Genomic DNA, 25,231 nt, shown 5'->3' with positions numbered 1-25,231 from the left:
CCTCCTAAAACATCCCCACTGCCACGAGCAGCATGTCGATCAGCTTGATCGCGATAAACGGCAGGATCACGCCGCCCACGCCATAGACCAGTATATTCCTCGACAACAGCTTGCTTGCCGGGACTTCCCGGTACTTCACGCCCTTTAGGGCCAGCGGGATCAGTGCCACAATGATAAGCGCATTGTAGATGACCGCCGAGAAGATCGCGCTTTCCGGGCTGTGCAGGCCCATGATGTTTAAGGCCTGCAGCTGCGGGAACAGCAAAAAGAACAGCGGCGGGATGATCGCAAAGTATTTTGCGATATCGTTGGCAATGGAAAACGTCGTCAGCGCACCGCGTGTCATCAGCAGCTGCTTGCCGATGCGTACGATGTCGATCAGCTTGGTGGGCGACGAATCGAGGTCGACCATATTGCCCGCTTCCTTCGCCGCCTGCGTACCCGTGTTCATCGCCACGGCAACGTCCGCCTGCGCGAGTGCGGGCGCGTCATTCGTGCCGTCGCCCGTCATGGCGACCATGTGTCCGCTCTTCTGGTATTCGCGGATCAGCTCCAGCTTTGCTTCAGGCGTCGCTTCCGCCAGGAAATCGTCCACGCCCGCTTCCGCAGCGATCGCCGCCGCTGTGAGGGGATTGTCGCCCGTGATCATGATCGTTTTGATGCCCATCTTCCTAAGGTCGGCAAACTTTTCCCTGACCCCCTGCTTGATGATATCCTTCAAATGGATCACACCCAGTATCTTTCCGTTTTTGGCAACGACGAGCGGCGTACCGCCGCTGTTTGAAACGCGTTCCACGATACCGCGGCATTCAGCCGAATATTGCCGGCCGTGCGCCTGCGCATAAGCGCAGATCGCGTCGACAGCGCCCTTGCGCACTTCGTTCCCTTCGTAATCTACCCCGCTCATACGCGTCTTGGCCGAAAAGGGAATAAACGTTGCCTGCAGCTCGCTTAAATTGCGGCCGCGTATATTGAATTTCTCCTTTGCCAGTACGACCACGCTCCGGCCCTCCGGCGTTTCGTCCGAAAGCGAGGAAAGCTGCGCCGCGTCGGCAAGCTCATGGATATCCGTCCCATCCACCGGAATAAATTCGCTTGCCTGGCGGTTCCCCAAAGTGATCGTACCCGTTTTATCCAGCAGCAGCACGTCTACATCGCCCGCCGCCTCGATCGCGCGCCCGCTCATGGCGAGCACGTTCGCCTGGTTGAGGCGGCTCATACCCGCAATGCCGATCGCCGACAGCAGCGCGCCGATGGTCGTAGGCGCCAAACATACCAGCAGCGCCATCAGCGAGGTAACAGAGGTCGGGTTGGTATCCATTCCCTGCATCTGCGCCGAGAAATGCGCGAATGCGTAAAGCGATACGGTCACGACCAAAAATATGATGGTCAGCGTCACCAGCAATATCTGCAGCGCGATCTCATTGGGCGTCTTTTTGCGCGCAGCGCCTTCCACCATGGCGATCATCTTGTCGAGGAAGCTCTCGCCGGGGTTGTTCGTCACAAGTACGACCAGCCAGTCGGAAATGACCGTCGTACCGCCCGTGACTGCGCAGCGGTCGCCGCCGCTCTCACGGATCACCGGGGCGGATTCGCCTGTGATCGCACTTTCGTCAACAGAAGCCGCGCCATCGACCACATCGCCGTCCGCGGGAATCTGTTCCCCTGCGTGTACCACGACGAGATCGCCTTTGCGCAGCGAAGCCGACGGTACTTCCGTTACATTGTCCCGCTCCGTAAGGGATGGTATCTTCTTGGCCACGATATCTCGTTTGGCCGCCCGCAGCGCGTCTGCCTGTGCTTTGCCGCGGCCTTCGGCGATGGCCTCGGCAAAGTTGGCAAACAAGACAGTCAGCCACAAAAGGACTGCGATCCCCAGTATGAAACCGGGCGTGTTGTCCCTTATCCCCACAAGGGCGCATACATAAAGGAGTGTCGTCAATATCGACGCAATATATACGACGAACATGACAGGGTTTTGTATTTGTATTTTAGGGTTCAGCTTTAAAAACGAATCTTTTAAGGCGCGCCCGATCATCTGTTTGTTGACAAATTTTTGTTTTTTCGTATCCATGACCTTCTCCTCCCCTTAACCAATCATCTGGAAGTATTCCGCAATCGGGCCTACCGCCAGCGCCGGAAGGAACGAAAGCGCTCCTACAAGCAGTACCACAATAATCAGTATGACGATGAACAATGCATTGTGCGTAGGCAGCGTCCCCGCAGAGACCGCTACCTTTTGTTTACGCACCATAGACCCTGCGATCGCAAGGGTCGCAAGCATGGGCATAAAGCGCACGAACAGCATGACTGTCCCGATCGCGACATTCAGGAACGGCGTGTTGGCGTTCAGCCCCGCAAAGGCCGATCCGTTGTTGCCCGCGCCGGACGAGAAAGCGTACAGCACTTCCGAAAAACCATGCGGGCCGCTGTTTGTCAGGCTGTCCATCACCGACGGCACATAGCAGGCGACCGCCGTACCGACAAGCGCCGCCAGCGGTGTCGCCAGGCATACAAGCGTTGCCATTTTCATCTCGAACGGCTCGATCTTCTTACCCAGGTATTCAGGCGTCCTGCCCACCATGAGCCCGGACAGGAACACCGCGATGATCGCGAAAGCCAGCATACCGTAAAGCCCACAGCCAACGCCGCCGAAGATAACCTCCCCAAGCTGCATTTGCAGCATGGTCACAAGCCCTCCTAAAGGCGTGTAACTGTCGTGCATGGAGTTGACCGAGCCGTTTGACGCGGCGGTCGTAAACGACGCCCATGTGCTCGATGTCGCGATGCCGAACCTGCTTTCCTTGCCTTCCATATTGCCGCCTGCCTGGTCATCCGTCGCGGCCATACTGACTGCGCCGTCCTGGCTTAGCTGCGGCGTGCCATTTGCTTCATTTACGCCGATGACCGCCAGAAAAGCGACCAGCATAATAATCATCACAAGAAAGAGCGCGATGCCCTGCCGTTTATCTTTTACGTTCCTGCCAAAGGTAAAGCACAGCGCCACCGGGATCAGCAGGAGCGAGATCATCTCGATCATATTGGAAAAGACCGTTGGGTTTTCCAGCGGGAACGCCGAGTTTACGCCGAAAAAGCCGCCGCCGTTCGTTCCCAGCTGCTTGATGGCGATCTGGCTGGCTGCGGGTCCCTGCGGGATCACCTGCCCTGTGATCACCGTGCCGTCCGCCAGCGTCGTCGGCTGCAAGAGGCTCGTTTCCGTATACGCCGACAAATTTTGTACCACGCCCTGTGAAACGAGCAGGATCGCCACGACCAGCGAAAGCGGAATGAGGACATACCATACCACCCGCGTCATATCCACCCAGAAGTTCCCGATGCCCGTCCCCTTTTCACGCGTAAACCCACGGATAAGCGCAAACAGCACCACAATACCCGTTGCTGCGGAAACAAAGTTCTGTACCGTAAGCCCCAGCATTTGCGTCAAATAAGAAAGCGTGCTTTCCCCCGAATACGACTGCCAGTTCGTATTGCTTACGAAGCTTGACGTCGTATTGTACGCCAGGTGCCACGACGTTCCGTCAAGCCCCTCGGGATTCAGCGGCAAAAAGCCCTGCGCCATATTCAAAAAGAACAGGATCGCAAAGCCAAACGCACTGAACAGTACGCAGCATACCGCGTATTTTTTCCAGCCCATGTCCTCGTTTTTATTCACATGCAATATCTTGTATGCGAAGTTTTCCACCGGGACCAGTACCTTTGAAAGGAATGTCTTTTCCCCGTTCATGACCTTGCCAATATACTTGCCAAGCGGGATTGCCAGTGCAACAAGGATAGCGACGTATAGCACATACTGCAAGATCTGATTGCTCATTGTTTATCCCCCCGCACAAGGACAACAAATAGGTACACAAACAGCGCCGCTGCCGCGATACCGATCACTGTGATGATCACACCCATGATGATTCCCCTTTCTCTTTCCATTAAACTGAATTTTCTTGTACGTTCTGATTATATGCGTAAGCAAATTAAGACGGTGTTAGGGTTCTTATCTCCGGTATTAAGATTGTATAAAGACAGAGACTGGATTTTCATTAAAATTATTTTGAGTTTTCATGAAAATTTGGTTTTAGCCGCCCCCTGCGTGGATATATATACAGCAGAAGGAATAATTCAAAAAAGGGAGGAATCGATCATGACGTATAAGGTTATTGTAAGGGACCCAAAATTTGGGACAGAGGAATATATCGACGGACTTGATAAAAACAAGGCGATCGCGGAAGCATCAAAACAGGCGGACGATAAATCCAAGCAGGTTTATGTCAGCTTTGCAAAGGCAGACGGAACGACCGGATACCTAAACCGCGAGGGCCCGACGGACAAATGCCCGGGTGAACCCTGGTAATCAATTTCCAGCATAGAAAAGGCGGAAAAATGCTTCCGCCTTTTTTGTTGCAATTGCAACATTATTTTTACGCATATCTGTTTATAATAAGAGTATCAATAGTAAGGGAATGAGGGAAAAATAAATATGAAACGTAAAATCATTACCATAGATGAAGAAAAGTGCAACGGCTGCGGGCTGTGCGTATCCGCCTGCGAGGAAGGTGCGATCGGCCTTGTAAACGGTAAAGCCAGATTGCTGCGCGATGATTATTGCGACGGACTTGGAAATTGCCTGCCCGCCTGTCCCACGGACGCGATCTCTTTTGAGGAACGCGAAGCCGCGCCCTATGACGAGGCTGCGGTAAAACGCAATATGCAGCTGCAAGGCAAGAAAACGCCGCCGCAGGGTGGCTGCCCCGGCATGCAGTCAAAGCGGATCGAGCACCGTGCCGCAGCACCGGAGCCAGAAGCCCCCGGCACCGCGCCCTCCCAGCTCTCCCAGTGGCCGGTACAGATCAAGCTGGTTCCGCCCAACGCGCCCTATTTTGAAAACGCGAACCTGCTCGTGGCCGCAGACTGTACGGCCTTTGCCTATGGTAATTTCCATAAGGATTTCATCAGGGGCAAGATCACGCTCATCGGCTGTCCGAAGCTTGACGAGGTGGACTATGCGGATAAGCTGACGGATATCCTGCAGCACAACGACATCAAAAGCATTACCGTCGCGCGCATGTCCGTACCTTGCTGCGGCGGTATCGTCAAGGCCGTGACGGACGCGCTGCACCGCTCCGGCAAAATGATCCCCTGGAGCATCGTCACCGTGGATACGGACGGAACGATACTGGAATGACCAAAAGACCGCCATGCGATATGGCGGTCTCTCTTTTTTTGTTTAGGCAAGAAAACAGGTTGATTTTATGACTTGCCACGTAGACAATCCTTGGTAAGTATTATATAATATGTTAATGGATTGTTTCATATGGTTATGAATATTCAACTTTTTATAGGAGGAATCATCTTATGAACGAAGAAAACACGAATGCTCCAAACGGGCAGGACAAACAGCCCAAAACCAGAATGAACCTCAACAACATGGCTAAAAAAATGAGCGGCGGAAACAAAACGGCCGGTATCATCATTGCGATCTGCATGGTCGTACTCGGTATCCTGATCTGGGTAAAACCAGTTGCTTCGGCATTTACGCTGGGTTATATCGTGACAGTCGGTTTCATTATCTACGGTGTTTTTGAGGTCGTCATGTATTTCAAGACGCCTTCCGAGCTGCGGAACGGCTGGACGCTTGCCAACGGTATTATCTTTACACTCTTGGGCGTACTGGTCTTGCTGCAGGCGCTTGGAAGCCTTGCAGGCGCGCTCGACATGCTCAGCCTGTTCTCGTTCCTCATCGGCTTTTTTGCACTGTTTGGCGGCATCACGCAAATCGCTTCCTACGGTGCATTCAAAAAATCCGGCGAACCGGGTTCCGGTTGGATCCTTGCCAGCGGCATCATCAACCTTGTCCTTGGCATCATGATCATCGCGGCGCCGTTCGCAGGCTTTGCGGTTCTCGAATGGATCTTCAGCTTCTACCTGATCCTCGGCGGTATCGCACTGTTTGCAGAAGCGTGCTCCGGCAAGCTGGCCCGCAAACAATAATTTGAGGTATATAAAAAGAAGCGCTCACGTGGGCGCTTCTTTTTTATCCGCTTATTTTGTTGCTGTCCGTGCTGGTTGCATATTTTTTCATGATCATCTTGGCAAGCGGCCTTGGCCAGTAACGCCGGAACATTTCAAGATCCTCTGCAAAGCGCTTCCCTTCCTCTAACTGGTTTGTCGTTTCCGATCCCTCATGGATGCGGTGCAGCATCAGCGGCCTGGGGATATATACGAACGATCCTTTTTCCTTGGCAAGCCTGCTCCATGCGTCCCAATCGAGGTCGCAGGTCATCGTTTCATCAAAACGAAAATCCGGGAACTTTGATTTGTGGATACACACGGACGGGCAGCAAATGGCATTGCCCACGGATAGCGTACGGTTACGCATAAACCTGCTATGCCAGAATATACGCGGCTTCAAAAAAGCATTGATCTTCCGCTTCACCTGAAGCAGCCGGTTGTCATATACCTCTTTCTGATTGCGCAGCTCCCCATAATCTGTAAAAAACAATATCGGGTCTTTTGCCAGCCGATTGTATTCTTCTATGCTTTGCAGGTAATCCCGCAAATAAATATCATCCTGGTGCGCGATCGTCACAAAATCCGCCTCCGCACAGGAGAGGGCAAAATTCCAGTCACGGCCGATCCCGCTTTCCCTGCCGCTTACAAAAACGGGCACCTCAAACTTTTCCGCCATTTTATTGATATACGCATTCGGCGTGGAGGTTGCGATCAGTATCTGTGCCGGAGCGCTTTGGTCTTTGAGCGCCTGCAGGCAATCCGCCAGATACGGGCTTTCCTTATAAGCACATACCGCAAAAACATGGGAAAATTTATTCATCCTTTTTTCCCCTTTGCTCCATTTGATCCATAGCGATCTTCTGTGCCATCTGCTTGTTCTTTTCTTCCAGTTGCGAAATTTTGATGGACATCAAAAACAACTTCAAGATCATAAGAGCGATAAAGAACAGCAAAACAAAGTTGAGCGGCGTTTCGATACCCAAAAGCCCGGAAAAGAAAAACGCGATCTGCGGAAAGACGCTCAGCAAAAGCAATAGTATCGCGAATACGATCCAAAAAATGGAATCGGAAATACTCAATTTCGATTTGCTGATTTTGCGCAATACATAAATCAATACCAGAACCGAGATTACGATCAGCACAATCCTAAGTTCCAACCCCATTGTCATCTTTCCTTTCCGCGGAATAAATTGATAAATATCATTGAAATCAGTATACGGAACATATAAGCGATGGATTTCGCCAGTGTAAAGTAACTGGTTCCTGCCTTCCGCTCATTCATTTCCACCTGGACTTCTGCAAGCTTCGCGCCCTTGCGGACAAAATATGCCCACGTATCCGGCTCTGCCCCACAGTTGGGGTCAAAGGCGATCTGCCGCATGATCTTACGGTCTACAAGCCGCATTCCCGAAGTCGGATCCGTAAATTTTTGTCCGGTCGTCAGGCGAAAAGCGCCGCTCAAAAGTCGCGAGCCGAGCATCCGCAGGCTACTATTCTTTTTCTTTTCCAAAAAACGCGAGCCTACGACAATATCATAGCCCTCTTTCATCTTATCGACCAGGGGCATGATATATTCTGCATTGTGCTGTCCGTCCCCGTCAAAAGGAATGGACATCTGGTATCCGCTTAAATAAGCGTATTTGTTCCCCGTCTGGAATACCCCGTCGAGTCCTAAATTGACAGGCAGCGACATACATGGGATGTTTTTTTCGCGACAAATACGCGCCGTATCGTCCGTCGACCCATCGTCGATTACAATATAATCAACGCCGGGGCAGTTCTTTTCAAGATCGCGCGCCACTTTTTCGATATTATCCTGCTCATTATAGGCCGGCACAAATACCAACAGCTCTTTCATGGTGTCTCCCGTCCTGTCTGTCGCTCAGTTCCGCTTATTCTTTCGTTATTTTAACACATATTCAGTAACTTTGCTATGTTTTTCAAGGTTCCTCTGCACTTTGTTTATTTGACAATAAAGCCGCCGCTATATTACAATGTGATGGGATTATATAACCATAAAAACAGGGAGTTTCCGTTTATGAAAAATACGGTGAAAAAATGTATTGCTGCGGTCGTTGCCGCATTTATTCTCGCTTTGCTCATGGAGGTGGCAATACAGCACACCAATCCGCCCTTGTTTCAATATCAATTTGACGGGCAGGTCCAAAATGAATTTTCCTTGGGTGATACTGAATTAAGGGATTACACGGTTGAGGGCAATTTGATTACTCCCACCAGCGGCGACCCGCAAATACTGGTGCGTTTTGCCGACCAAACCCAGGCGTCCGGCGTCGCTTCTGTCCGTCTTCGGTTCGACGTTCCTCTGAACGATTGGGGTTACATACAATTCTATTTTCCTGATAAAGACGGCCTTTACAGCCAGAGTGGTTCCAAAACGGAATATGTACAACAGGGTGCTACCGAACTGATTGCGGATATCCCCCATCTGCAATATCCCGAACTTCGTATTGATATCAATCAGTCCGTTGCTTTAAACAGCATCCAGTTTTCAGACAGCCCCGCTACGCGTCTCATCCAGCCTGAAGTGTGGAATTTTGCACGTATGTTTGGTATATTTGCTGTTCTTGCTATCATTATTTTCTTGCTGCTGTATTTTAACGTATTCATTAAAATGAAAAATTTCTTTTGCAGCATTGGCAGGGCCATTGCCAAAGATCCGAAACGTTCTTGCAAACTTTTGGGGATTGCTGCAGCGATCATTATTATTTTATGTTTCATTTTGTACGCTCTGTTATGCGCAACCCATAAGACGCCGCATCCTGTTTATTTTGCAGCAGTAGCTGTTTTTGGTTTTGTAATATCAATATTTGTCATATTTTTCCGTCACTCCGGCAAAAAACCGGAATTCTTTTTTCTTGCGGTATTTCTTGCGGCGGCATTCTTAATTGCCGTCTTTGTTCCTACCTCCCAGGCCCTTGTCGTATGGGATGATGAAACGCATTATGCCAAAATCCTGAATCTCTCCTATTTTGGTGAGGATACCCGTATGACTGCCGCCGATTCGGCGTTTATCACACGGGTCTATTCGTCCGAATTTAATCTTGATAATCAAGCGGTTGTCGATCAGGCGTTAGACGATATGTTCCACAAAGGGGCTTCTTATACAGATTCCACCCCCAAGCTTTCCTTTGAAAAGCTTGCTTACTTGCCCGGAGCAATCGGCTTGTTTTTGGGACGGATGTTCAATTTTTCATTCCATAACATTTTAGTACTCGGCCGCATTGCCAGTCTTGTTTTATTCGCGTTGCTTTGCTTCCTTGGAATACGAAAACTCAAAACAGGTAAAATGATTCTAATCGTATTGGCATTACTGCCCACGAATGTTTTTCTTGCTTCTAACTTTAGTTATGATACGTGGGTTACCGGGTTTACGATTCTTGGCCTTGCATGGTTTTTCAGCGAAGTACAGCAACCAAATAAAATCCTTTCTATTCGCGACTGGATTATTATGCTTGCAGCAATGGCCGTCGGCATGGCTCCAAAGGCCATTTACTTCCCTCTTATTTTACTGCTGTTCTTTATGCCAAAATCAAAATTTACTTCCAGGCGAACGCTTTTAATCTACCGTCTTAGCGTCATAGCGACTACCCTTTTTGTATTGGCTACTTTCCTCATGCCGATGCTTATCAACGGTGCAGGCGTTGGCGATACGCGCGGCGGCAGCGATGTCAATTCATCCGGGCAGATCGCATACATCCTCAACAATCCGTTTGAATTTGGCAAAATGATGATAAAATATATTCCTACCTATTTATCTATGGGCAATGCACAGAACTATGTGACATCTTTTGCTTATCTGGGGGGTGGTTATTTTTACGGAATTCTGATTGTACTCTTGTGGCTTGTTTCGTTCACGGATCGTAATGAATATGATCGTTTTACAACGACCGTTTCCCATAAAATCCGTACATTGCTGATAGCTTTGATTACGGTTGTATGTGTGGCTTCCGCCCTGTATATCGCTTTTACGCCGGTTGGTTTTGATACGGTTAACGGATGTCAGGCCCGCTATTTGATGCCGGTCATCTTTCCCGTGCTTTATGTAATTGGTTCCCATCGTATTGTCAATAATATTAATCGCAATGTTTATAATACTGCGGTCTTTACCATAAGCGGCCTTATATTGTTTTTCAATATTGCATATATGGTGTTTGGCAGATACTGGCTCCATAATAGTTAATTGACCGCAAAAAAGGAGCCTGTTTACAAGGCTCCTTTACAATATACTTTATTCTTATTTTTATCGATTCATTCCTCTTGGAAACATACCCTGTTTTTCTTAAGCCCCCGCTCTTTTAATACCTTCGGTCATGCGTCCCCCGGTCGGTTCTCGCCGCCCATCCATTCGTGCACCGCTTTCGTTTCCTCGAAATTCTTTATTAGCACACAAGCGGACTTTTCCGGTATGGTTCGTCGCGGGCTTTTCCACAACGTATGTAACTTTCATTTTCGGCACCGTACACTCATAAACTTTCCCACGCAACATTAGCGGTTGCTCCTCGCTTACTTGTGTTGGCATCCTCACCGGGCCTATGCCCTGCCACAGCCTTCTTTACGGCTGCCGCCGCAGATATTTCCAAACCGTCATAGACTTTTCAAAAATACTCTTCTGCGATCCCCTTAAGAAACCTCAAAGCCTCTTATTTCCGGGTCTGTGTACGTGTGCCCAACATTACAGGTTCTTCACTGTACATCGGTATCACACCCTTTCCATTTTGATTGAGGACCTCCTCCGGATCATCCATCCGCCGATTCTGTCCTCCTTCTTGCTTTTATTATAAACTGTTTCTTTGGATGATAAACAGCTTATTTGATCGTTTCAGTGATCATTTTTTACTTTTTATTGATCTTGTTATATGTATTCTACATCAAAACTTATACATATGCAAGGGGATTTTTAAAAAAATTTATTTTTTAATATTCTGCTCCATTCCTTCTTCTTTGATATTGAAATTCTGCCTTCTATCGCATATAATATGAGAGGTGTTATGCTGATGTGGCACAGGAGGTAGCGCACGTCCTTGGTAAGGACGAGGTCACGGGTTCGAGTCCCGTCATCAGCTCCAGATCGCAGCAAGCTGCGCTGCATGATAGGGCCCTGCCTTTGGCGGGGCTTTTTGTTTCGCGCACGACATGCGGGTTTATTTTTGCTATAATATTTCCAGTACAAGGAGAGGAGCACCAAAGCGGCACGATGACGGGACTTGTTGACTGTGGCGGGGGGATGCGGGGCATCTATACCTCCGGCATCTATGATTACTTATTGGATCACGATATCACAATAGAATACGGGATCGGCGTATCCGCGGGCGCGGCAAATATGATCTCCTATCTCGCCGGGCAACGCGGCCGTACGCTTACCTTTTTTGCGGACTATACGTTCCGCAGGGAATATATGGGGCTGGGCAACTGGTTCAAAAGCGGAAATTACCTCAATCTTGAATATATTTACTCGACCCTGACAAACCGCGGCGGAGAATACCCGCTCGACTACGATTCCTTCTTAAGGAGTACCTGCGCATACCATGTCGTCGCTACAGAGGCCGCAACGGGAAAACCGCATTACTTTACGCGCAAAGACCTCTCACAGGACAGCTACGATGTCCTGAAAGCCTCCTGTGCCATCCCGCTTGCCTGCCGGCCATATCCCGTGCAGGGCAAGCTGTATTTCGACGGCGGCGTCTCGGATCCTATCCCCTATCGGAAGGCGTTTGCGGACGGATGCGACAAGGTTGTCGTATTGATCACGCGGCAGGAAAGCTATGTCAAGGAAAAACAAAAGAATATGCGCCTCCTTGCATGGGCATTGCGTAAATATCCTCAGGTCGTGCGCCTGCTCAGGCACCGCCACGAGGCCTATAACCAGGCGATCGCCGGGGTTAAGGAACTGGCGGCACAGGGAAAAATCCTGTTGGTCGCCCCCTGCGACGAATGTGGCGTAAACACACTGACAAAGGATCGGGACGCATTTTTGAAGCTGTACCAAAAAGGATATGGCGACGGCGGGCGGGTCGCGGCCTTTTTACAGGAAAACAAAAAGCCCTAACCTTTTGGCCAGCGGCTTTCGTCTGTTCCAAGGAGGAGAGGGACGGTATATTGTGCTATTATCAATATACCGTCCGGCTATTTCTCTCCTGTCAGTGGATTAGATGGAGTGATCTATGTATAACTTAGAAGGAAAGTATTTGATGCCGTCTACATCGCCTGGATGGCGTCGCTCATGCTCCTTAAGAGCAGTGCGCACGATACCGAGCCAGCGTCCAGCACGCCGCGCGAGCGCTCCCCTAAACGGCTTGCGCGGCCGAATTTTGCGACCATATCCTTGGTACTGTCGCGTCCGCTTTCTGCCGCGGCGGCAAAATCGTCAAGCGCAGCGTCAAAGGGCTTGCCTTCGGCCACTGCCTTTTCAAGCGCAGCTTCCGCCGGCAGCATGACATCCATCAGCGTTTTGTCGCCAATGCGTGCGTCAACCAGCGCGCTTAAGCCCTCCACCGCGTTTTTCACCATTTCCAGGAACAGTGCGCTGTCGATTTCTTCTTTGTCCTGCGATGTCTCGCCCATTTCAATGAACAGGGTACCATAAATCGGGCCCATCGAACCGCCGATCTCCGAAAGCAGCACGTCGCCCAGCGTGACCAGCGCCTCGGAGAAGGTGCAGTCCTGGCCTGCGATCCTTTCTGCACAGATCGTAAAACCTTTGTTCATGTTAATCCCGTGATCCCCGTCGCCGATGGCGCCGTCCACAGTTCCCAGGTAATCCTTATTCTCCTGGATGACCTTTATCATCTTTTCGACGATCACTTTGCCGTCGCTGTTTTTAAATTGTTCCATATTCAGGGTGCTCCTTTCAGCAACTTCCAAAGGAAGGAAATATCGTTCTTACGGCCGTCTTACAAACGCACAAGTCCGCTGCACGAAGCTTCCATATCCATCAGTTCCCGAAGCTCGTCGTCAAGCTTCATCACCGTAAGCGTGGCTCCCATCATTTCAAGCGAAGTGAATAGGTTTCCCACATAACTGTGATGGATCCTGATCCCGTCTTTTTCGATCAGTCCCGCGACTTCGTTAAAGAGGATATACTGCTCCATAACAGGCGTTGCGCCCAGTCCCGATACCAATACGACGGCTTCGTCGCCCGCCTGGAAGAATTCTTCCTTGGAGATGGTTCCCCACATGCGTTGCGCGATCTTATCCGCGGTTTCCACAGGCGCTACGTCCACGCCTGCTTCCCCGTGATGCCCGATACCCAGCTCCATCATACCATCCTCGATCGTAAAATTCGGATGTCCGACCGCGGGAATCGTGCAGGATGTAAGGCCGATGCCAATACTTTTGGTGTTATCGATCGCTTTTTGCGCCGCGCGGATGACTTCGTCAAGATCCCCGCCTTTCGCCGCCATCGCGCCGCCGCATTTCCACATCAGGATCTCGCCCGCGACTCCCCTTCTTTTTTGCTGTTCGTCCTTGGGTGCGGATGCCACATCGTCGTTCGCCACCACTGTTTTTACTGTGATGCCTTCTTTTTGCGCCATCCTGACAGCCATCTTCACGTTCATATTGTCGCCGGCATAGTTCCCATACAGGCAGGCAACGCCGTTACCCTGATCCGCCGCCTTGATCGCGTTTAAGAACGCCTTAGCCGTGGGGGAAGAAAAAATTTCCCCTACCGCGACCGCATCCAGCATATTTTTTCCTACATATCCGAGGAACGCAGGCTCGTGGCCGCTGCCGCCGCCCGTTACCACGCCGACCTTGCCGCTTTTATACTGGCAGGTGGATTTAATCACGCGGGGGTCGTCCGTCGCTTCTACCGCGGAAGCGTTCGCTTTGAGATAGCCTTCCAGCATATCCTCGACCATTCTGTCCGCATCTTTCACAATTCTTTGCATATCTATCCTACCTCATTCTACGTTTCTGTGCCGTTTTTCCATTTTCTCATAGGTGATATCCGGATTTTCGTCCACCATTTTGATGCAGATCATATCCAGGACGATGAGCAGGCTCTGTTCAAACAGATTCCCCATTGGCTGGACGGACGGCGCCACGTCGTCCGTCCCACCATATACCTGTCCCGGTATAAAGAGTACAAAATCCGCAAGCTTCACAGCGTTGCCGCTGGGCGAGCCCGTAATGATCACGATCCTTGCGCCGTGCTCTTTGGCACGCTCGCATACATAGCGGATATGCCCGATCTCACCGCTTCCGATCGTCGCGACCAGCAGGTCGCCCTCGCCGATCCCCGGCGTCGTATCGTCCCAGATCCAGTGGACCTCCTTGCCCATGTGCGTCATACGCATGGCAAAGGCGCGCGTCATCATGCCTTCGCGCCCTACGCCGATAAAGAACAAGCGCTCATGCGTCGTGATCTCATGGATGAACGCATCGATCATCCGGTCGTCGATCCTTGAAAAAACGTCCTTGTATTCTTCGATTATCTTTGAGCCCAATTCATGAAAATCCATGGTTTTTTCCTCACTCGTTTGCCGTAGCCTGTTTTTGAAGCTGCTGGTGCAACAGCTTTTTCTGCCGTTTGACATCCATAGAGTCGACCAGCTTGTTGAGGAACAGGATACCGATCAGCATGAGACCCCAGATCATCTTCTTTGCGTACGGCGTGAACTGCCACAGCGTGAAGGCGCTTTGCAGTACCTGTACCGCGATCAGCGCGAGAATGATCCCCAATATTTTGCCTTTACCGCCGGACGGGCTGATGCCGCCGAGTACGCAAACGAGGATCGCCTGCAAAAGATATGTGTCGCCATAGCCGACCTTTGCCGAATTGACGCGGGCAATGATCATCAGGCCGGCGATACCTGCCATCAGGCCTGCCATCGCGTAAATGATGATCACGTCTTTTTCGTTGTTGATGGCGGAAAAGCGTGCAGCCGTGTGGTTCTCACCGATCATATACACTTTTTTACCAAAACCCGTGCGTCCCATAACAAACATCAGGACGATCGCCGTCAACAGGAAAAGGATAAATACCCACGGAACCGCGCCCAGCTCCGCCGTGCCAAAGGCTGTGAATTCCGTCGGGAACCCGGTAACGCCCTTGCCGCCCGTAGACGCCATGCTGATCCCGTTGTAGAGGATCATTGTTCCCAATGTGGCGACGATCGGGTTGACCGAAAACTTCGCGATCAGCGTACCGTTTAATGTGCCGCACGCCGTTGCCACGACGAGCGCCACGATGACCGCCAGGACGATGGAGCCGCCCGCGCCCATAGAGGAAGCGATTCCCTCGTTCGTCATCACGAACGCCGCACAAATACCTGCGAGGTTGGCATTCGCAACGATAGAAAGGTCGATCCCTCCCAGGAGCATCGCCAGTCCCATACCGAGCGAGAGTACCGCGAATTCCGAAACCTGGAACGCCATGCTCGAGAGGTTCCTCTCATTATACATTTTGTCTCCCAGCACCACAGCCATTGCGATAAGAATCCCTATCGTAACAAAAATCAAGATGCTGAAATTCAAATCTTTTCGTAGTAAGGCCTTTAATTTCTGCATAATCTTTCCTCCCTCTCCTTATTCTGTGAAGATGAACATCTTCCGGTTTTTCTTTCTTTCCTGCCAGGACGTCATGACGATGCTGAAAATCAGGATCAACCCTAAGAACAGGTCGTTCCACGAGGAAGAAAGGCCTAAGAAGATAAGAGTCGTATTCAAAAGATACATGATGACTACACCCAGGATCGTACCCAGTATGGTGCCCTGTCCGCCGGAAACTTTTGCCCCGCCGATGATGACCGCCGCGACGATGGTAAGCTCCGTCCCGACGAGCGTGACCGGGTTGCATGCATTGATGCCCGCGATGTAGAGCATGCCCATGATGCCGCTCAAGATGCCCATGTAGCCATATACGAAAAGGTGAGTCTTCCAGATATTGAAGCCCGCCCTGCGCGCTGCCTCCTGCGAGCACCCCAGTGCAAAGATGCTTTTGCCCAGCATCGTCTTATGCAGGATGAACCATGTCAGGACAATGACTGCCACAATAATGACGATAAAGACGGAAAGCCCGACCTCGCTGCCGAAATCATCCTTGAACGCGAACAGCTTCGCGTTGCCGAATTCGGTAATCGCTTTGGGGATATCGACAGAACCAATGTTCTTTGTGCCGATAAACGTGAGCAAAAACCCCTGGTAAAGCCCCGACGTTGCCAGCGTAATGATAAAAGGCTCCATCCTTGTCACATGGATGAGCACGGCATTGAGAAGCCCCAGCCCAAGGCCGATGGCACAGGCGATCAGGAATGCCACCAAAATGTTGTTGACCCCTGTCGACATCAGCGTCGTCGTCGCCACATAGCCGCCGAAAATCGCGATCGCCGTAAACGATACGTCGATACCGCCGGATATCACGACGAGCAGCAGGCCCATCGCGACGACCATCGTCGGCGCTGCCGATTTTACCATATCAAACAGCGTTGCCGCGTTCAAAAACTCGGGGTTCACGATAGAAACGATGATACAATATACTACAATGATCATGACCAGGAACAATTCGGTCGATAGTCCTTTTTTCTCTTTGACTGCTTTTGCTTTCGCCATCATACCGCTTCACTCTCCCCACTCTTGTTTTGCAGATGAAGACTGTTGATAACGTCCATGATCTTTGTCTCGATCTGGTCGTCCTTCATTTCCTCATCGTCGAATTCCTTGACGATCGATCCTTCAAACATCACCGACACGCGGTTGCAGTTCGCCACGATCTCCTCGATCTCGTCGGAAATCAGGATAATTGCAAGTCCTTCGTGCGCCAGCTGCTGGATCTGTTCGTAAATCTCCGACTTGGAACCGATATCCACGCCTACCGTCGGGCTGTCCAGAATAAACAGCTTCGGTTCCGTCGCCACCCATTTTCCAAGTACGACCTTCTGTTGGTTCCCGCCGGACAACGTTTTGATCTTGGTCTGCGCGTTGGGTATTTTGACCTTGAAGCGCTTGATGGATTTGTCCGCGAGCTCCAGCCTGCGTCCTTCGTGCAATATCCCCAGCTTGTTGGTAACTTTGCCGAATACCGCGGAGGATACATTGTCCGTCAGGTCCTTGTCGAGCAGCAATCCTTGCGTGCTCCGGTCTTCCGGCAATAACGCGATGCCCATTTTGACTGCGTCCACCGGGCTTTTGATCTTCACTTCTTTTCCATTGAAATAAATCTTCCCCGCGTCGCACGGATTGAGCCCGAAGATGGAGAGTGCAAGCTCTGTCCTGCCCGAACCGAGAAGGCCGGTGAGCCCCATGATATCGCCCGGACGTACGGAAAGGTTGATATCCGCATATTGCTTGGATTTGGAGAGATCCCTGAGTTCAAGCAGGTTATCCGTTTCCGTGTTGCTGCGCGAATAGCGCGAATATTCGATCTCGCGCCCGGTCATATAATAGATGAGCTTCATGCGGTCGATGTCGTTCTTTTCAATATCCGCGACCTGTTTCCCGTCTCGGAAAACGGTGATGGAATCCGCGACCGACATCACTTCGTCGAGTTTATGGCTGATGAATACGATCGCCAGCCCTTTTTCCCGGAGTGTATTTACAATTTCAAGTAATTTTTCAATTTCAGATTTCGTAAGCGCCGTTGTCGGCTCGTCCATAAAAAGGATCTTAGCGTCAAGGGCAAGCGCGCGGCAAATCGCGATGATCTGCCTGCTTGCAATGGAAACCGTCTGCACTTTTGCGTCAAGATCCATCGTAACGCCGATCTTTTTCAGCGACTCTTTGGCGATTCTCCTGATCTCGTTCTTATCGATCAGGCTCTTTTTTTCCTTGATCATTTTATTGAGCGCGATATTCTCCGCCACTGTCATATTGGAAAACAGCGATAAATCCTGATAAATGACTTGTACGCCGGCATTGATCGCGCTGATGGCATTCGGCTTCACCTGTTTTTCGCCGTTGATATAAATATCTCCACTATCTGCCGGTTCGATCCCTGCAATGATCTTAACGAAAGTCGATTTCCCGCTTCCGTTTTCTCCGGCCAAACATTTCACTTCACCCTGTTTTATGGTAACGCTGACATCGTCGAGCGCCTGTACGCCGACATAGCTTTTACTGATGTGCTCCGCCACCAAAACTTTATTATCCACTTTAAGCCCTCCTCCTTAACAAAATTGTTCTGCTGCCTCCATAAGAAGGCAGCAGAACAACCGTTCATTGGCCTTACGCCAATTTTGCTTTCGGCTTAGAAATAAACTGCCTCGTCATGAAGATTGTCTTTCGTGAATACGATAGGAGCATTTGCAACCATAGCGTTTCCTGTAAGCGCAACCTTTTCATAGCCCGGCTTGTCAAAAGCCATACCGTCTTTGATCTCTTCGCCCTTCAAAATCTTAAGCGCGATCTCGCAGGTAACATAGCCAGCGTCCGCCGGTCTCCATGCCATACCTACGTCCATGGAACCGTCTTCAATGTAAGCGCCTGCCTGCGACGGAACCGCCGTGCTGACGAGTGCGATATCCTGCCTGCCTCTTTCCTGCAGGGCCTGTGCGATACCAGCGCCGGAAGCCGCGCTGTCTGTGAAGCCTTTGATGTCCGGTGTTGCTTTCAAAACTTCAAGAGCCTTGTCATAAGCGACCTGGTTGTCGTTCTTGTCTTCATACGGTTCGGGTGTGATACATTCGATGTCCGGATAGTTTTCTGCCAGATAATCAACTGCGCCCTGCCACCATTCCATGTGCGGAACCATTGTCAGCATGCCTACGAAGGAAGCGAATTTGCCTTCTCCGCCCATCTGCTCTGCCAGTCTCTCACCAAAAATCTTACCGTGCTCTGCATTGTCGATCGCTTCCAAGTCATAGTCAACGTGATCTAAGATGTCCGGGCCTTCGTGGGAAACAACGACGATGCCGGCTTCCCTTGCTTTGTCAAGAACCGGGATCATGGACTGCGCATCGTTGGGAACCACACAGATCGCGTCAACGCCTTGTGCGATCAGGTCTTCGACCATCTGCGACTGTTTTGCCGGATCGCCGCCTTCAGGAGCGATCTGGTAGCAGTTTACGCCTGTGTCCTCAGCGAACTGGTCAACGCCGATTCTCATGTCGTCAAACCATGTAATACCTTCATGCTTTGCCACCATAACGATCGTGATGTCCTTGTTCTCTTTGTCTGTTGCAGCGCCGGCAGCACTTGCACCAGCATCGTCCGAAGCAGCCGGAGCCGCGGATTCGGATGCCGCCGCAGATTCCGAAGCAGCCGGAGCCGCGGATTCGGATGCCGCAGGAGCCTGCGAGCAGCCTGCAAAGATCGCAACTGCCATCAATACTACTACGATAAGACTAACTACTTTTTTCATTTCTTTTCCTCCATTTTCTTTTTTTTACCTTACAGTAAATATTGAAAATTTTAATTGTTTTCTTTGGATGCCTTTACGGCGTCGATCTTTTTCACAAGCGGCACCAATTCTTTATAAGTATCCTTCACCTCTTCGTACAGCTCGCGGTAGATCTTGTAGATGTCGTTGTATATCTCATGGTTCTTTGCGTCCGGCTCCGTTTTGTCCGAAAGCTTGACCCAATCCTTCACTACGTTGCAATCACGGAATACGCCTGCGCCTACGCCCGCCAAGATCGCGTCGCCCACCGGCGCGCCCATCGAATTGCTCATATAGATGCCCGGGATGCCGAGGCAATCGGAAATGATCTGCCGCCATATCCTGCTCTGCGCACCGCCCTCGCCCATGATAAGGGGCATGTTCATCTTGACGCCCGTTTCACGCATCAGCTCGAAATTATGCTTGATTGCCAGCGCTGAACCTTCCATAAAGGAGCGGAGCATGTGGTATTTCGTGTGCGAATACCCAAGGCCGAACACCACGCCCCGCGAGATCGGGTTCCAGATCGGCGTACGCTCGCCCATATAATACGGAAGCGTGATAAGGCCGTCGCTGCCCACGGGAACCTCGCCTGCCTTGTCGCAAAGATATGTGTATTTGTTCATCCCGACCTGGTCTGCAACGATGCCGTCCAGATCGCCGAATTTTTCTTTGAAATACTGCAGGGAAGACCCGCAGCCGCATGTAGCCACCACCGTGGTATACATTTTTTCGGAATTTGCCGCGTGGATGATCGTTACGAGGTTCCTCGTAAACGTGGGTTCTTCATGCACTACGCCCATGACGCCCGCGCTGCCCATGACAAGCGACATATCGCCGTCGTCAAGGACGCCGCCCGCGACCCATGCCGCGTTGCAATCCACCGTACCGGCGATCACGGGAGTGCCTTTTTTCAGTCCGGTACGCTCCGCTGCCTCTGCCGTTACTTCACCCACGACCTGCTCGCAGGGAACGAGATCCGGAAATTTGTCCGGGTCAAGCCCGATCGTTTCCAAGATATCCGTGTTCCATTTGCGGCCTACGATATCAAAGCCCACGCCGATCAGGCTGGCGTTGGAATAATCCGTTACCATCTTGCCCGTCAGCTTCATGCGCGGATAATCTGCCGCCGTCTGGAATTTTTTTGCCCTGTTATAAAGTTCCGGTCGGTTATTTTTTTCCCACAAAAGCTTGACCGTTGCATAATACGGGTCGGATACGTTTCCGCTTACCTCAAAGACACGATCCGCGCCGATTTTTTCATTGATATATTCCGCTTCCGCCGTTCCGCGGCGATCCATCCAGAAATGGCTTAAATTGAGCGCATTGAAGTTTTCGTCGACCAAAATAGAGGCGGGGGAATGTGCGCTGATCGCTACGCCCCGGATATCCTTGGGGTCGATCCGTGCTTCCTTGATCGATTCGGCGATACAATCCGCCGTTGTGCTCCAATATTGCTCCGGGTCATGCTCTGCCCAGCCCTTGCTGTTTGTAAGGGTCGGGTAGCCGATATATTTTTTACCGAGTACGTTGCCTTCCTCGTCGATCACCACTGCTTTGGTCTGGCTCGACCCAATATCGCATCCTACCAAATAATTGCCCATTTTGCTTCATTCCTCCAGCGCTTCGTTTCTATCCGTTCTTCTTAATCGCGTTTTGCGTCGTAATACATCATCCTGTCGATTTTTGGCGTGGACGGACCGTCCTGGTATTCGTAGCTGATCCACATACTTGCAAGCTGTTTAGCCAGTTCGTTTCCAATGACCCGCGCACCCATGCACATGATCTGCGCATTGTTGCTCTTGACGGAGCGCTCCGTGGAAAAGCTGTCGTGGCACACCGCAGCGCGGATACCATGGAATTTATTCGCCGTCATCGCCATGCCGATCCCCGTCCCGCAGATGAGGATCCCTCGCTCTGCCTGTCCGTCAAGGACTTTACCCGCTACCGCAGCGGCAACATCGGGATACATGGCCGGGTCAGTATTATACACGCCTACGTCCTCGATCTCATGTCCCTGTCCCTGCAGGTGTTTCTTGACTTCTTCCTTTAAATAAAAGCCCGCTTCGTCACAGCCGATTGCCAGTTTCATTGTTTCTACCTCGTTTATTTTTTGATGTGGAAATGATTGAACGCCGCAGTATAGACTGGCACATCCATCATTTTCTTGAGTTCATCGTCCAGCTTCATCACAGAAATGGAAGCTCCCATCATATCCAGCGCAGTAAAGTAATTCCCGACATAAGAACGGTGGATTTTGATATTTTTTTCCTCCAGTACATCGTAGATGCGGCTGAACAGGATGTGCAGCTCCATCAGCATGGTATTACCAAGGCCGGAAACGAGCACGGCCACTTCTTCGCCTTCGCTTAAGGGCATATCGTTCAGGATGGAATCCATCATGATATCCACCGTTTCGTCCGCCGTGCGCAGCTTACAGGTGTCGCGGCTGGACGTACCGTGATGCCCCACACCGATCTCCATCGTACCGACCTCGATCAGGTAGTTCGGCCGTCCGACCATAGGGATGATGCACGACGCGAGGCCTACGCTGATGCTCCTGGTGCTGTCGACGGCCTTTTGTGCCGCGCGGATCACCGCGTCAAGGTCGTACCCGAGTGAAGCTGCGGCGCCGCCGACCTTCCACATCAGGATTTCCCCGGCGCTGCCCCGTCTTTTTTCAATATCCGCGGTAGCGATGTCATCGTTTGCGATAACCGTTTTCACCGTGATACCATCCTGCGCCGCAAGCTCGATCGCCTGCTCCACATTGACTGTATCCCGCGGATAATTCCCATACAGGCAGGCAACTCCCTGTCCCGCGTCCGCATGTTTGAATGCCAGGTAATAGTCCTCCACTGTCGGCGTAAAAAAAATATCTCCTGCCGCTACTGTATCCAGCATGTTCTGGCCGATGTAGCCGATAAAGGCCGGATCGTGTCCATAACCGCCGCCGGTAGCTATCCCTACCCTTCCTTTTACCGGTGCAGACGCGCTTTTTAAGACCCGCTTACTCTCCGTATATTTCACGATGTCAGGGTAGCACTTTACAAACCCCCGAATCGATTCGTTTACCATGTTGCTTGGATCATTTGCAAATTTTTGCATGTCCACCTCCGCTATGCTTTTCTGCCCACCGTTTTATGATTCCGCTATCGCTTTGTAAAACGAAATATATACGTCGATTTCCCGTTCGCTGAACTTTTTGTTTTTACGGCCCAGCAGCACGAAGGATTTCAGCGATAAATAAGTATGTGTCAACGAATTGCTGCTCAAAAATTCCGTCTTCCCTTCCGCCGCCGCACTGATATGGTTGAACAGGCGGCCAAGGTCAAATTCGTCCTGCGTGATCAAATCATTCAGGTCGATCTTACTAAGCTGCAGATCCTCGTAACCATACTCTTCTTCTTTCTCGGCAATAATCTCCTGGATGGCAACATAAATCTTGATGAATGTCGTCATACGAAGATCGTTGCTCCGGTTGTATTTCTGGTTGTATCCCGCCGGATCCCACCCGATCCGTTTGCTGATCTCGGCATTGCTGATCCCGTATTTTCCGATCAACAAATTAATCCTGTAATAGATATTCTCAATCAGGGAATCCTTGACTATCTTTTTCAGCGCAATTTCTTCAAACTCAGTCATGAAACACCGCCTTAGGTAATAACGAACCCGGCCCTTCCAACAAAGAAGAACTTATTTCATATAAAAATCGTACGATGGATAATATTGATCATGAAAGATTAACGTAGATGCTTAGATCATTTTCATTAATCTAATTCTAGCCGCAAACGATCATTTCCACAACATGTGCAAAAGCCTTTTTGTTAGCTTATTCGCTCATACTTTTTACAAAACAACATTTTTTTGCAAGTTTTTTTACAGCATTTTCCAATATTGTTTAAATGTTCGTACCAGAATTGCCAATGGATTTTGTTTTATCGTTTTTCCCTTCTCATTCTATGTTATAATGAAGAAAACAAAACGGAGGTTTCCAGCTATGCGTATCAAAGCAGAAAATTCGGCTGTTCTTGTGATCGATTATCAGGAACGCCTCGTGCCCGTTATCCACGATAACGTCTCCATTGTGGAAAAAACCGTAACGCTCTTAAAGGGGGCGCGAGCCTTGGGCCTGCCCTTTATCCTGCCCCGCCAATACCCAAAGGGCCTCGGCGATATCGTGGACGGGGTAAAGGAAGCCGTGGGCAACTATACGCCTTTTGATAAATTGAGTTTTTCCGCCTGCGGGGAAACGGAAATCATGGAGCACCTGCGTTCCCTGAACAAAAAGACTGTCATTGTGTGCGGCGTAGAAGCGCACGTATGCGTGCTGCAAAGCGTGATCGACCTTGCTGCGGCAGGGTTCACCCCCGTTCTGGTATGCGACTGTATCGGTTCGCGTTTTCCGTACGATAAAGAAATCGCGCTTTTGCGCGCACAGCAGGAAGGCGCCCTGCTGACGACTGCGGAAGCCATCCTGTTTGAAATGACACAGCGGGCGGGCAGCGACACCTTCAAGACGATTTCCAAGCTGGTGAAATAAGTTTTTTATGGGTAAATTTCCTCCCTAACCTGTTTGCCTCCAAAAACTTGTGTTTATTAAAACGTTCAAGAACAACAAAAAGGAGTTGATAGTCATGCCAAGTTTTGGAGATCCATTTGCAGGGAATGTAGAAAGAAAATTGACAAAAGATGAACTTATACAGGCGGTACGTCTTGATATTGCAGGAGAGCTGGAAGCGATCTATCTTTACGATGCGCACGTCCACGCAACGGACGACGAGGTTGCAAAAACCGTACTTGCCGATATCCGCGATGAAGAAAAAGCGCACATCGGGGAGCTGATGACGCTTTTGCGCCACCTCGACCCGGAGGAAGCGGAACATTTCGCTTCCGGGGAAGGCGAAGTACACGAGATGATGGAAGAACTGGGATTGAACCCGGATTCCGACAAAGATGCTGCACCCGGCTCGACTGTCGGCAGCCTATGGAAATAAGGAGGAAAACGTTATGGATTATCTGTCAAGAGAAAGTGCGCCGTTTTCCGGAGAATTGTGGAACCAAATCGATGAAGCTGTGGTGGATTCTGCGCGCAGGATCCTTGTTGGGCGCCGGTTTTTAACGATCTTCGGGCCGCTTGGCGCGGGGGCGCAGAGCATCAACATCGATAGTGAAAAGAAAACGGAAGAATTCAATGATGGTTTCGTACAGACGACCGGGCGGCAATATGCCGAGATCCCGCAAGTCTACGATGACTTCTTCCTGCTGTGGCGTGACATCGAAGCAAGCGACAAGACCGGCTATCCGGTAGATATCGCCTCCGCCATGGCGGCAGCGGAATCCCTTTCCCGCCGGGAAGACAAGCTGATCTTCTTTGGAAACTCGGCTCTGGGGGTGAACGGTATCCTGAATGCGCCGGGCGCAAACAAAGTAAAGCGCGGCGATTGGTCTACGGGCGAAAACGCCTTTTCCGACGTCGCCAAAGGGATATCCATCCTCGATGAAAAGGGTTATTTGGGGCGTTATGCGCTCATCTTGAGTCCTGACCTGTATCTCGACCTGCAGCGGATCCAGCCGGGCACGGGCCTGATGGAGATCGACCGCATCTGCCGTATGGTAGACGGCCGCGTGTTCCGCGCTCCCGTACTGGGCAGCAGAAGAGCGGTGCTTGTCTGCTGTGAGCCGCAGTATATGGATCTTGTGGTGGGCATCGATATGACGACTGCCTACCTCGAGCTCGTTGACCTCAACCATCATATGCGTGTTTTGGAGACCGTTCTCCCGCGCATTAAGCGCCAGGATGCGATCGTCGTATTCGGCTGATATCAATATGAATAAAGCGCGAGGGACAATAATCCTCCGCGCTTTTTATTT

25 protein-coding genes and 1 tRNA gene are annotated in these 25,231 nt (G+C 50.8%); 9 read left to right on the top strand and 17 right to left on the bottom strand.

Annotation, left to right across the window (positions count from 1 at the left end; all coding sequences use genetic code 11):
• Positions 1-4 precede the first annotated feature (4 nt).
• From kdpB to BN6471_RS13145, 3 genes are read right to left on the bottom strand one after another with little or no spacing between them, the layout of a single operon-like run.
• Entirely contained in the window at positions 5-2,074 is a 2,070-nt protein-coding gene (gene kdpB / locus BN6471_RS04070) for a potassium-transporting ATPase subunit KdpB (RefSeq protein ID WP_066645795.1), read from the bottom strand.
• Positions 2,075-2,089: 15 nt separating this feature from the next.
• The gene (gene kdpA / locus BN6471_RS04065; RefSeq protein WP_066645793.1) at positions 2,090-3,832 is read right to left on the bottom strand and encodes a potassium-transporting ATPase subunit KdpA; all 1,743 of its coding nucleotides are present in this window, start codon (positions 3,830-3,832) and stop codon (positions 2,090-2,092) included.
• The gene (locus BN6471_RS13145) at positions 3,829-3,942 is read right to left on the bottom strand and encodes a potassium-transporting ATPase subunit F (RefSeq protein WP_242861837.1); all 114 of its coding nucleotides are present in this window, start codon (positions 3,940-3,942) and stop codon (positions 3,829-3,831) included. Before BN6471_RS13145 ends, kdpA begins: the two co-directional genes overlap by 4 nt.
• A 211-nt stretch (positions 3,943-4,153) precedes the next feature.
• On the opposite strand from BN6471_RS13145, the gene BN6471_RS04060 reads away from it, so the two are divergent.
• The 3 genes from BN6471_RS04060 to BN6471_RS04050 all read left to right on the top strand — a co-directional run bounded on the left by BN6471_RS04060 (position 4,154) and on the right by BN6471_RS04050 (position 6,000).
• On the top strand, positions 4,154-4,363 hold the full coding sequence (locus BN6471_RS04060) for a hypothetical protein (protein ID WP_066645792.1): 210 nt from the start codon (positions 4,154-4,156) through the stop codon (positions 4,361-4,363).
• Positions 4,364-4,489: 126 nt separating this feature from the next.
• Positions 4,490-5,194, top strand: coding sequence for an ATP-binding protein (locus tag BN6471_RS04055; protein ID WP_066645785.1), 705 nt, complete (start codon positions 4,490-4,492; stop codon positions 5,192-5,194).
• 170 nt (positions 5,195-5,364) lie between these two features.
• The gene (locus BN6471_RS04050) at positions 5,365-6,000 is read left to right on the top strand and encodes an HdeD family acid-resistance protein (RefSeq protein WP_066645781.1); all 636 of its coding nucleotides are present in this window, start codon (positions 5,365-5,367) and stop codon (positions 5,998-6,000) included.
• 43 nt (positions 6,001-6,043) lie between these two features.
• On the opposite strand, the gene BN6471_RS04045 is transcribed toward BN6471_RS04050, so the two are convergent.
• Genes BN6471_RS04045 through BN6471_RS04035 form a run of 3 tightly spaced genes read right to left on the bottom strand, consistent with a single transcriptional unit; the run spans position 6,044 to position 7,879 of the window.
• Positions 6,044-6,841 (bottom strand): glycosyltransferase family 2 protein, encoded by a 798-nt coding sequence (locus BN6471_RS04045; protein WP_066645779.1) that lies wholly within the window; start codon positions 6,839-6,841, stop codon positions 6,044-6,046.
• Positions 6,834-7,184, bottom strand: coding sequence for a DUF2304 domain-containing protein (locus BN6471_RS04040; RefSeq protein WP_066645774.1), 351 nt, complete (start codon positions 7,182-7,184; stop codon positions 6,834-6,836). Before BN6471_RS04040 ends, BN6471_RS04045 begins: the two co-directional genes overlap by 8 nt.
• A gap of 2 nt (positions 7,185-7,186) precedes the next feature.
• Positions 7,187-7,879, bottom strand: coding sequence for a glycosyltransferase family 2 protein (locus tag BN6471_RS04035; RefSeq protein ID WP_066645772.1), 693 nt, complete (start codon positions 7,877-7,879; stop codon positions 7,187-7,189).
• Between the two features lie 180 nt (positions 7,880-8,059).
• Between BN6471_RS04035 and BN6471_RS04030 the strand changes: the two genes are divergently transcribed.
• From BN6471_RS04030 to BN6471_RS04015, 3 genes are all read left to right on the top strand, one after another.
• Positions 8,060-10,222 carry a DUF2142 domain-containing protein gene (locus BN6471_RS04030; protein WP_066645770.1) on the top strand — a complete coding sequence of 721 codons (2,163 nt, stop codon included), beginning with the start codon at positions 8,060-8,062 and terminating at the stop codon, positions 10,220-10,222.
• 810 nt (positions 10,223-11,032) lie between these two features.
• Positions 11,033-11,108 (top strand) — tRNA-Thr (locus BN6471_RS04020).
• Between the two features lie 128 nt (positions 11,109-11,236).
• Positions 11,237-12,088 carry a patatin-like phospholipase family protein gene (locus tag BN6471_RS04015; protein WP_066645766.1) on the top strand — a complete coding sequence of 284 codons (852 nt, stop codon included), beginning with the start codon at positions 11,237-11,239 and terminating at the stop codon, positions 12,086-12,088.
• Positions 12,089-12,237: 149 nt separating this feature from the next.
• On the opposite strand, the gene dhaL is transcribed toward BN6471_RS04015, so the two are convergent.
• The 11 genes from dhaL to BN6471_RS03960 all read right to left on the bottom strand — a co-directional run bounded on the left by dhaL (position 12,238) and on the right by BN6471_RS03960 (position 23,002).
• Positions 12,238-12,873 carry a dihydroxyacetone kinase subunit DhaL gene (gene dhaL, locus BN6471_RS04010; RefSeq protein WP_066645764.1) on the bottom strand — a complete coding sequence of 212 codons (636 nt, stop codon included), beginning with the start codon at positions 12,871-12,873 and terminating at the stop codon, positions 12,238-12,240.
• A gap of 59 nt (positions 12,874-12,932) precedes the next feature.
• Positions 12,933-13,931, bottom strand: a complete 999-nt coding sequence (locus BN6471_RS04005; RefSeq protein ID WP_066645762.1) for a dihydroxyacetone kinase subunit DhaK — start codon at positions 13,929-13,931, stop codon at positions 12,933-12,935.
• A 12-nt stretch (positions 13,932-13,943) separates the two neighbouring features.
• Entirely contained in the window at positions 13,944-14,504 is a 561-nt protein-coding gene (hxlB, locus tag BN6471_RS04000) for a 6-phospho-3-hexuloisomerase (RefSeq protein WP_066645761.1), read from the bottom strand.
• Between the two features lie 10 nt (positions 14,505-14,514).
• Positions 14,515-15,552: an ABC transporter permease gene (locus BN6471_RS03995; protein WP_066645760.1), complete on the bottom strand. Its 1,038-nt coding sequence runs from the start codon at positions 15,550-15,552 to the stop codon at positions 14,515-14,517.
• A gap of 18 nt (positions 15,553-15,570) precedes the next feature.
• A complete protein-coding gene (locus BN6471_RS03990) occupies positions 15,571-16,596 on the bottom strand; it encodes an ABC transporter permease (RefSeq protein ID WP_066645759.1) in 1,026 nt (341 codons plus the stop codon).
• The gene (locus tag BN6471_RS03985) at positions 16,593-18,131 is read right to left on the bottom strand and encodes a sugar ABC transporter ATP-binding protein (protein ID WP_066645758.1); all 1,539 of its coding nucleotides are present in this window, start codon (positions 18,129-18,131) and stop codon (positions 16,593-16,595) included. The genes BN6471_RS03990 and BN6471_RS03985 overlap by 4 nt, the downstream gene beginning before the upstream one ends.
• 95 nt (positions 18,132-18,226) lie before the next feature.
• The gene (locus BN6471_RS03980; protein ID WP_066645756.1) at positions 18,227-19,339 is read right to left on the bottom strand and encodes an autoinducer 2 ABC transporter substrate-binding protein; all 1,113 of its coding nucleotides are present in this window, start codon (positions 19,337-19,339) and stop codon (positions 18,227-18,229) included.
• Positions 19,340-19,389: 50 nt separating this feature from the next.
• Positions 19,390-20,961: an FGGY-family carbohydrate kinase gene (locus BN6471_RS03975; RefSeq protein ID WP_066645754.1), complete on the bottom strand. Its 1,572-nt coding sequence runs from the start codon at positions 20,959-20,961 to the stop codon at positions 19,390-19,392.
• A gap of 41 nt (positions 20,962-21,002) precedes the next feature.
• Positions 21,003-21,449, bottom strand: coding sequence for a ribose 5-phosphate isomerase B (gene rpiB, locus BN6471_RS03970; protein ID WP_066645752.1), 447 nt, complete (start codon positions 21,447-21,449; stop codon positions 21,003-21,005).
• A gap of 14 nt (positions 21,450-21,463) precedes the next feature.
• On the bottom strand, positions 21,464-22,465 hold the full coding sequence (locus BN6471_RS03965) for a dihydroxyacetone kinase subunit DhaK (RefSeq protein ID WP_066645750.1): 1,002 nt from the start codon (positions 22,463-22,465) through the stop codon (positions 21,464-21,466).
• Between the two features lie 33 nt (positions 22,466-22,498).
• A complete protein-coding gene (locus BN6471_RS03960; RefSeq protein WP_066645747.1) occupies positions 22,499-23,002 on the bottom strand; it encodes a hypothetical protein in 504 nt (167 codons plus the stop codon).
• Between the two features lie 355 nt (positions 23,003-23,357).
• Between BN6471_RS03960 and BN6471_RS03955 the strand changes: the two genes are divergently transcribed.
• The 3 genes from BN6471_RS03955 to BN6471_RS03945 all read left to right on the top strand — a co-directional run bounded on the left by BN6471_RS03955 (position 23,358) and on the right by BN6471_RS03945 (position 25,180).
• Positions 23,358-23,900, top strand: a complete 543-nt coding sequence (locus BN6471_RS03955; RefSeq protein ID WP_066645746.1) for an isochorismatase family protein — start codon at positions 23,358-23,360, stop codon at positions 23,898-23,900.
• Positions 23,901-23,994: 94 nt separating this feature from the next.
• The gene (locus tag BN6471_RS03950; RefSeq protein ID WP_066645744.1) at positions 23,995-24,354 is read left to right on the top strand and encodes a demethoxyubiquinone hydroxylase family protein; all 360 of its coding nucleotides are present in this window, start codon (positions 23,995-23,997) and stop codon (positions 24,352-24,354) included.
• A gap of 13 nt (positions 24,355-24,367) precedes the next feature.
• Positions 24,368-25,180, top strand: a complete 813-nt coding sequence (locus BN6471_RS03945) for a family 1 encapsulin nanocompartment shell protein (RefSeq protein WP_066645742.1) — start codon at positions 24,368-24,370, stop codon at positions 25,178-25,180.
• Positions 25,181-25,231 lie beyond the last annotated feature (51 nt).

This window comes from Christensenella timonensis (genome assembly GCF_900087015.1).
GTDB classification, from domain to species: Bacteria; Bacillota; Clostridia; order Christensenellales; family Christensenellaceae; genus Christensenella; species Christensenella timonensis.
Note: the sequence above shows the minus strand (reverse complement) of the source record. Positions and strands in the feature narration are given on the sequence as shown.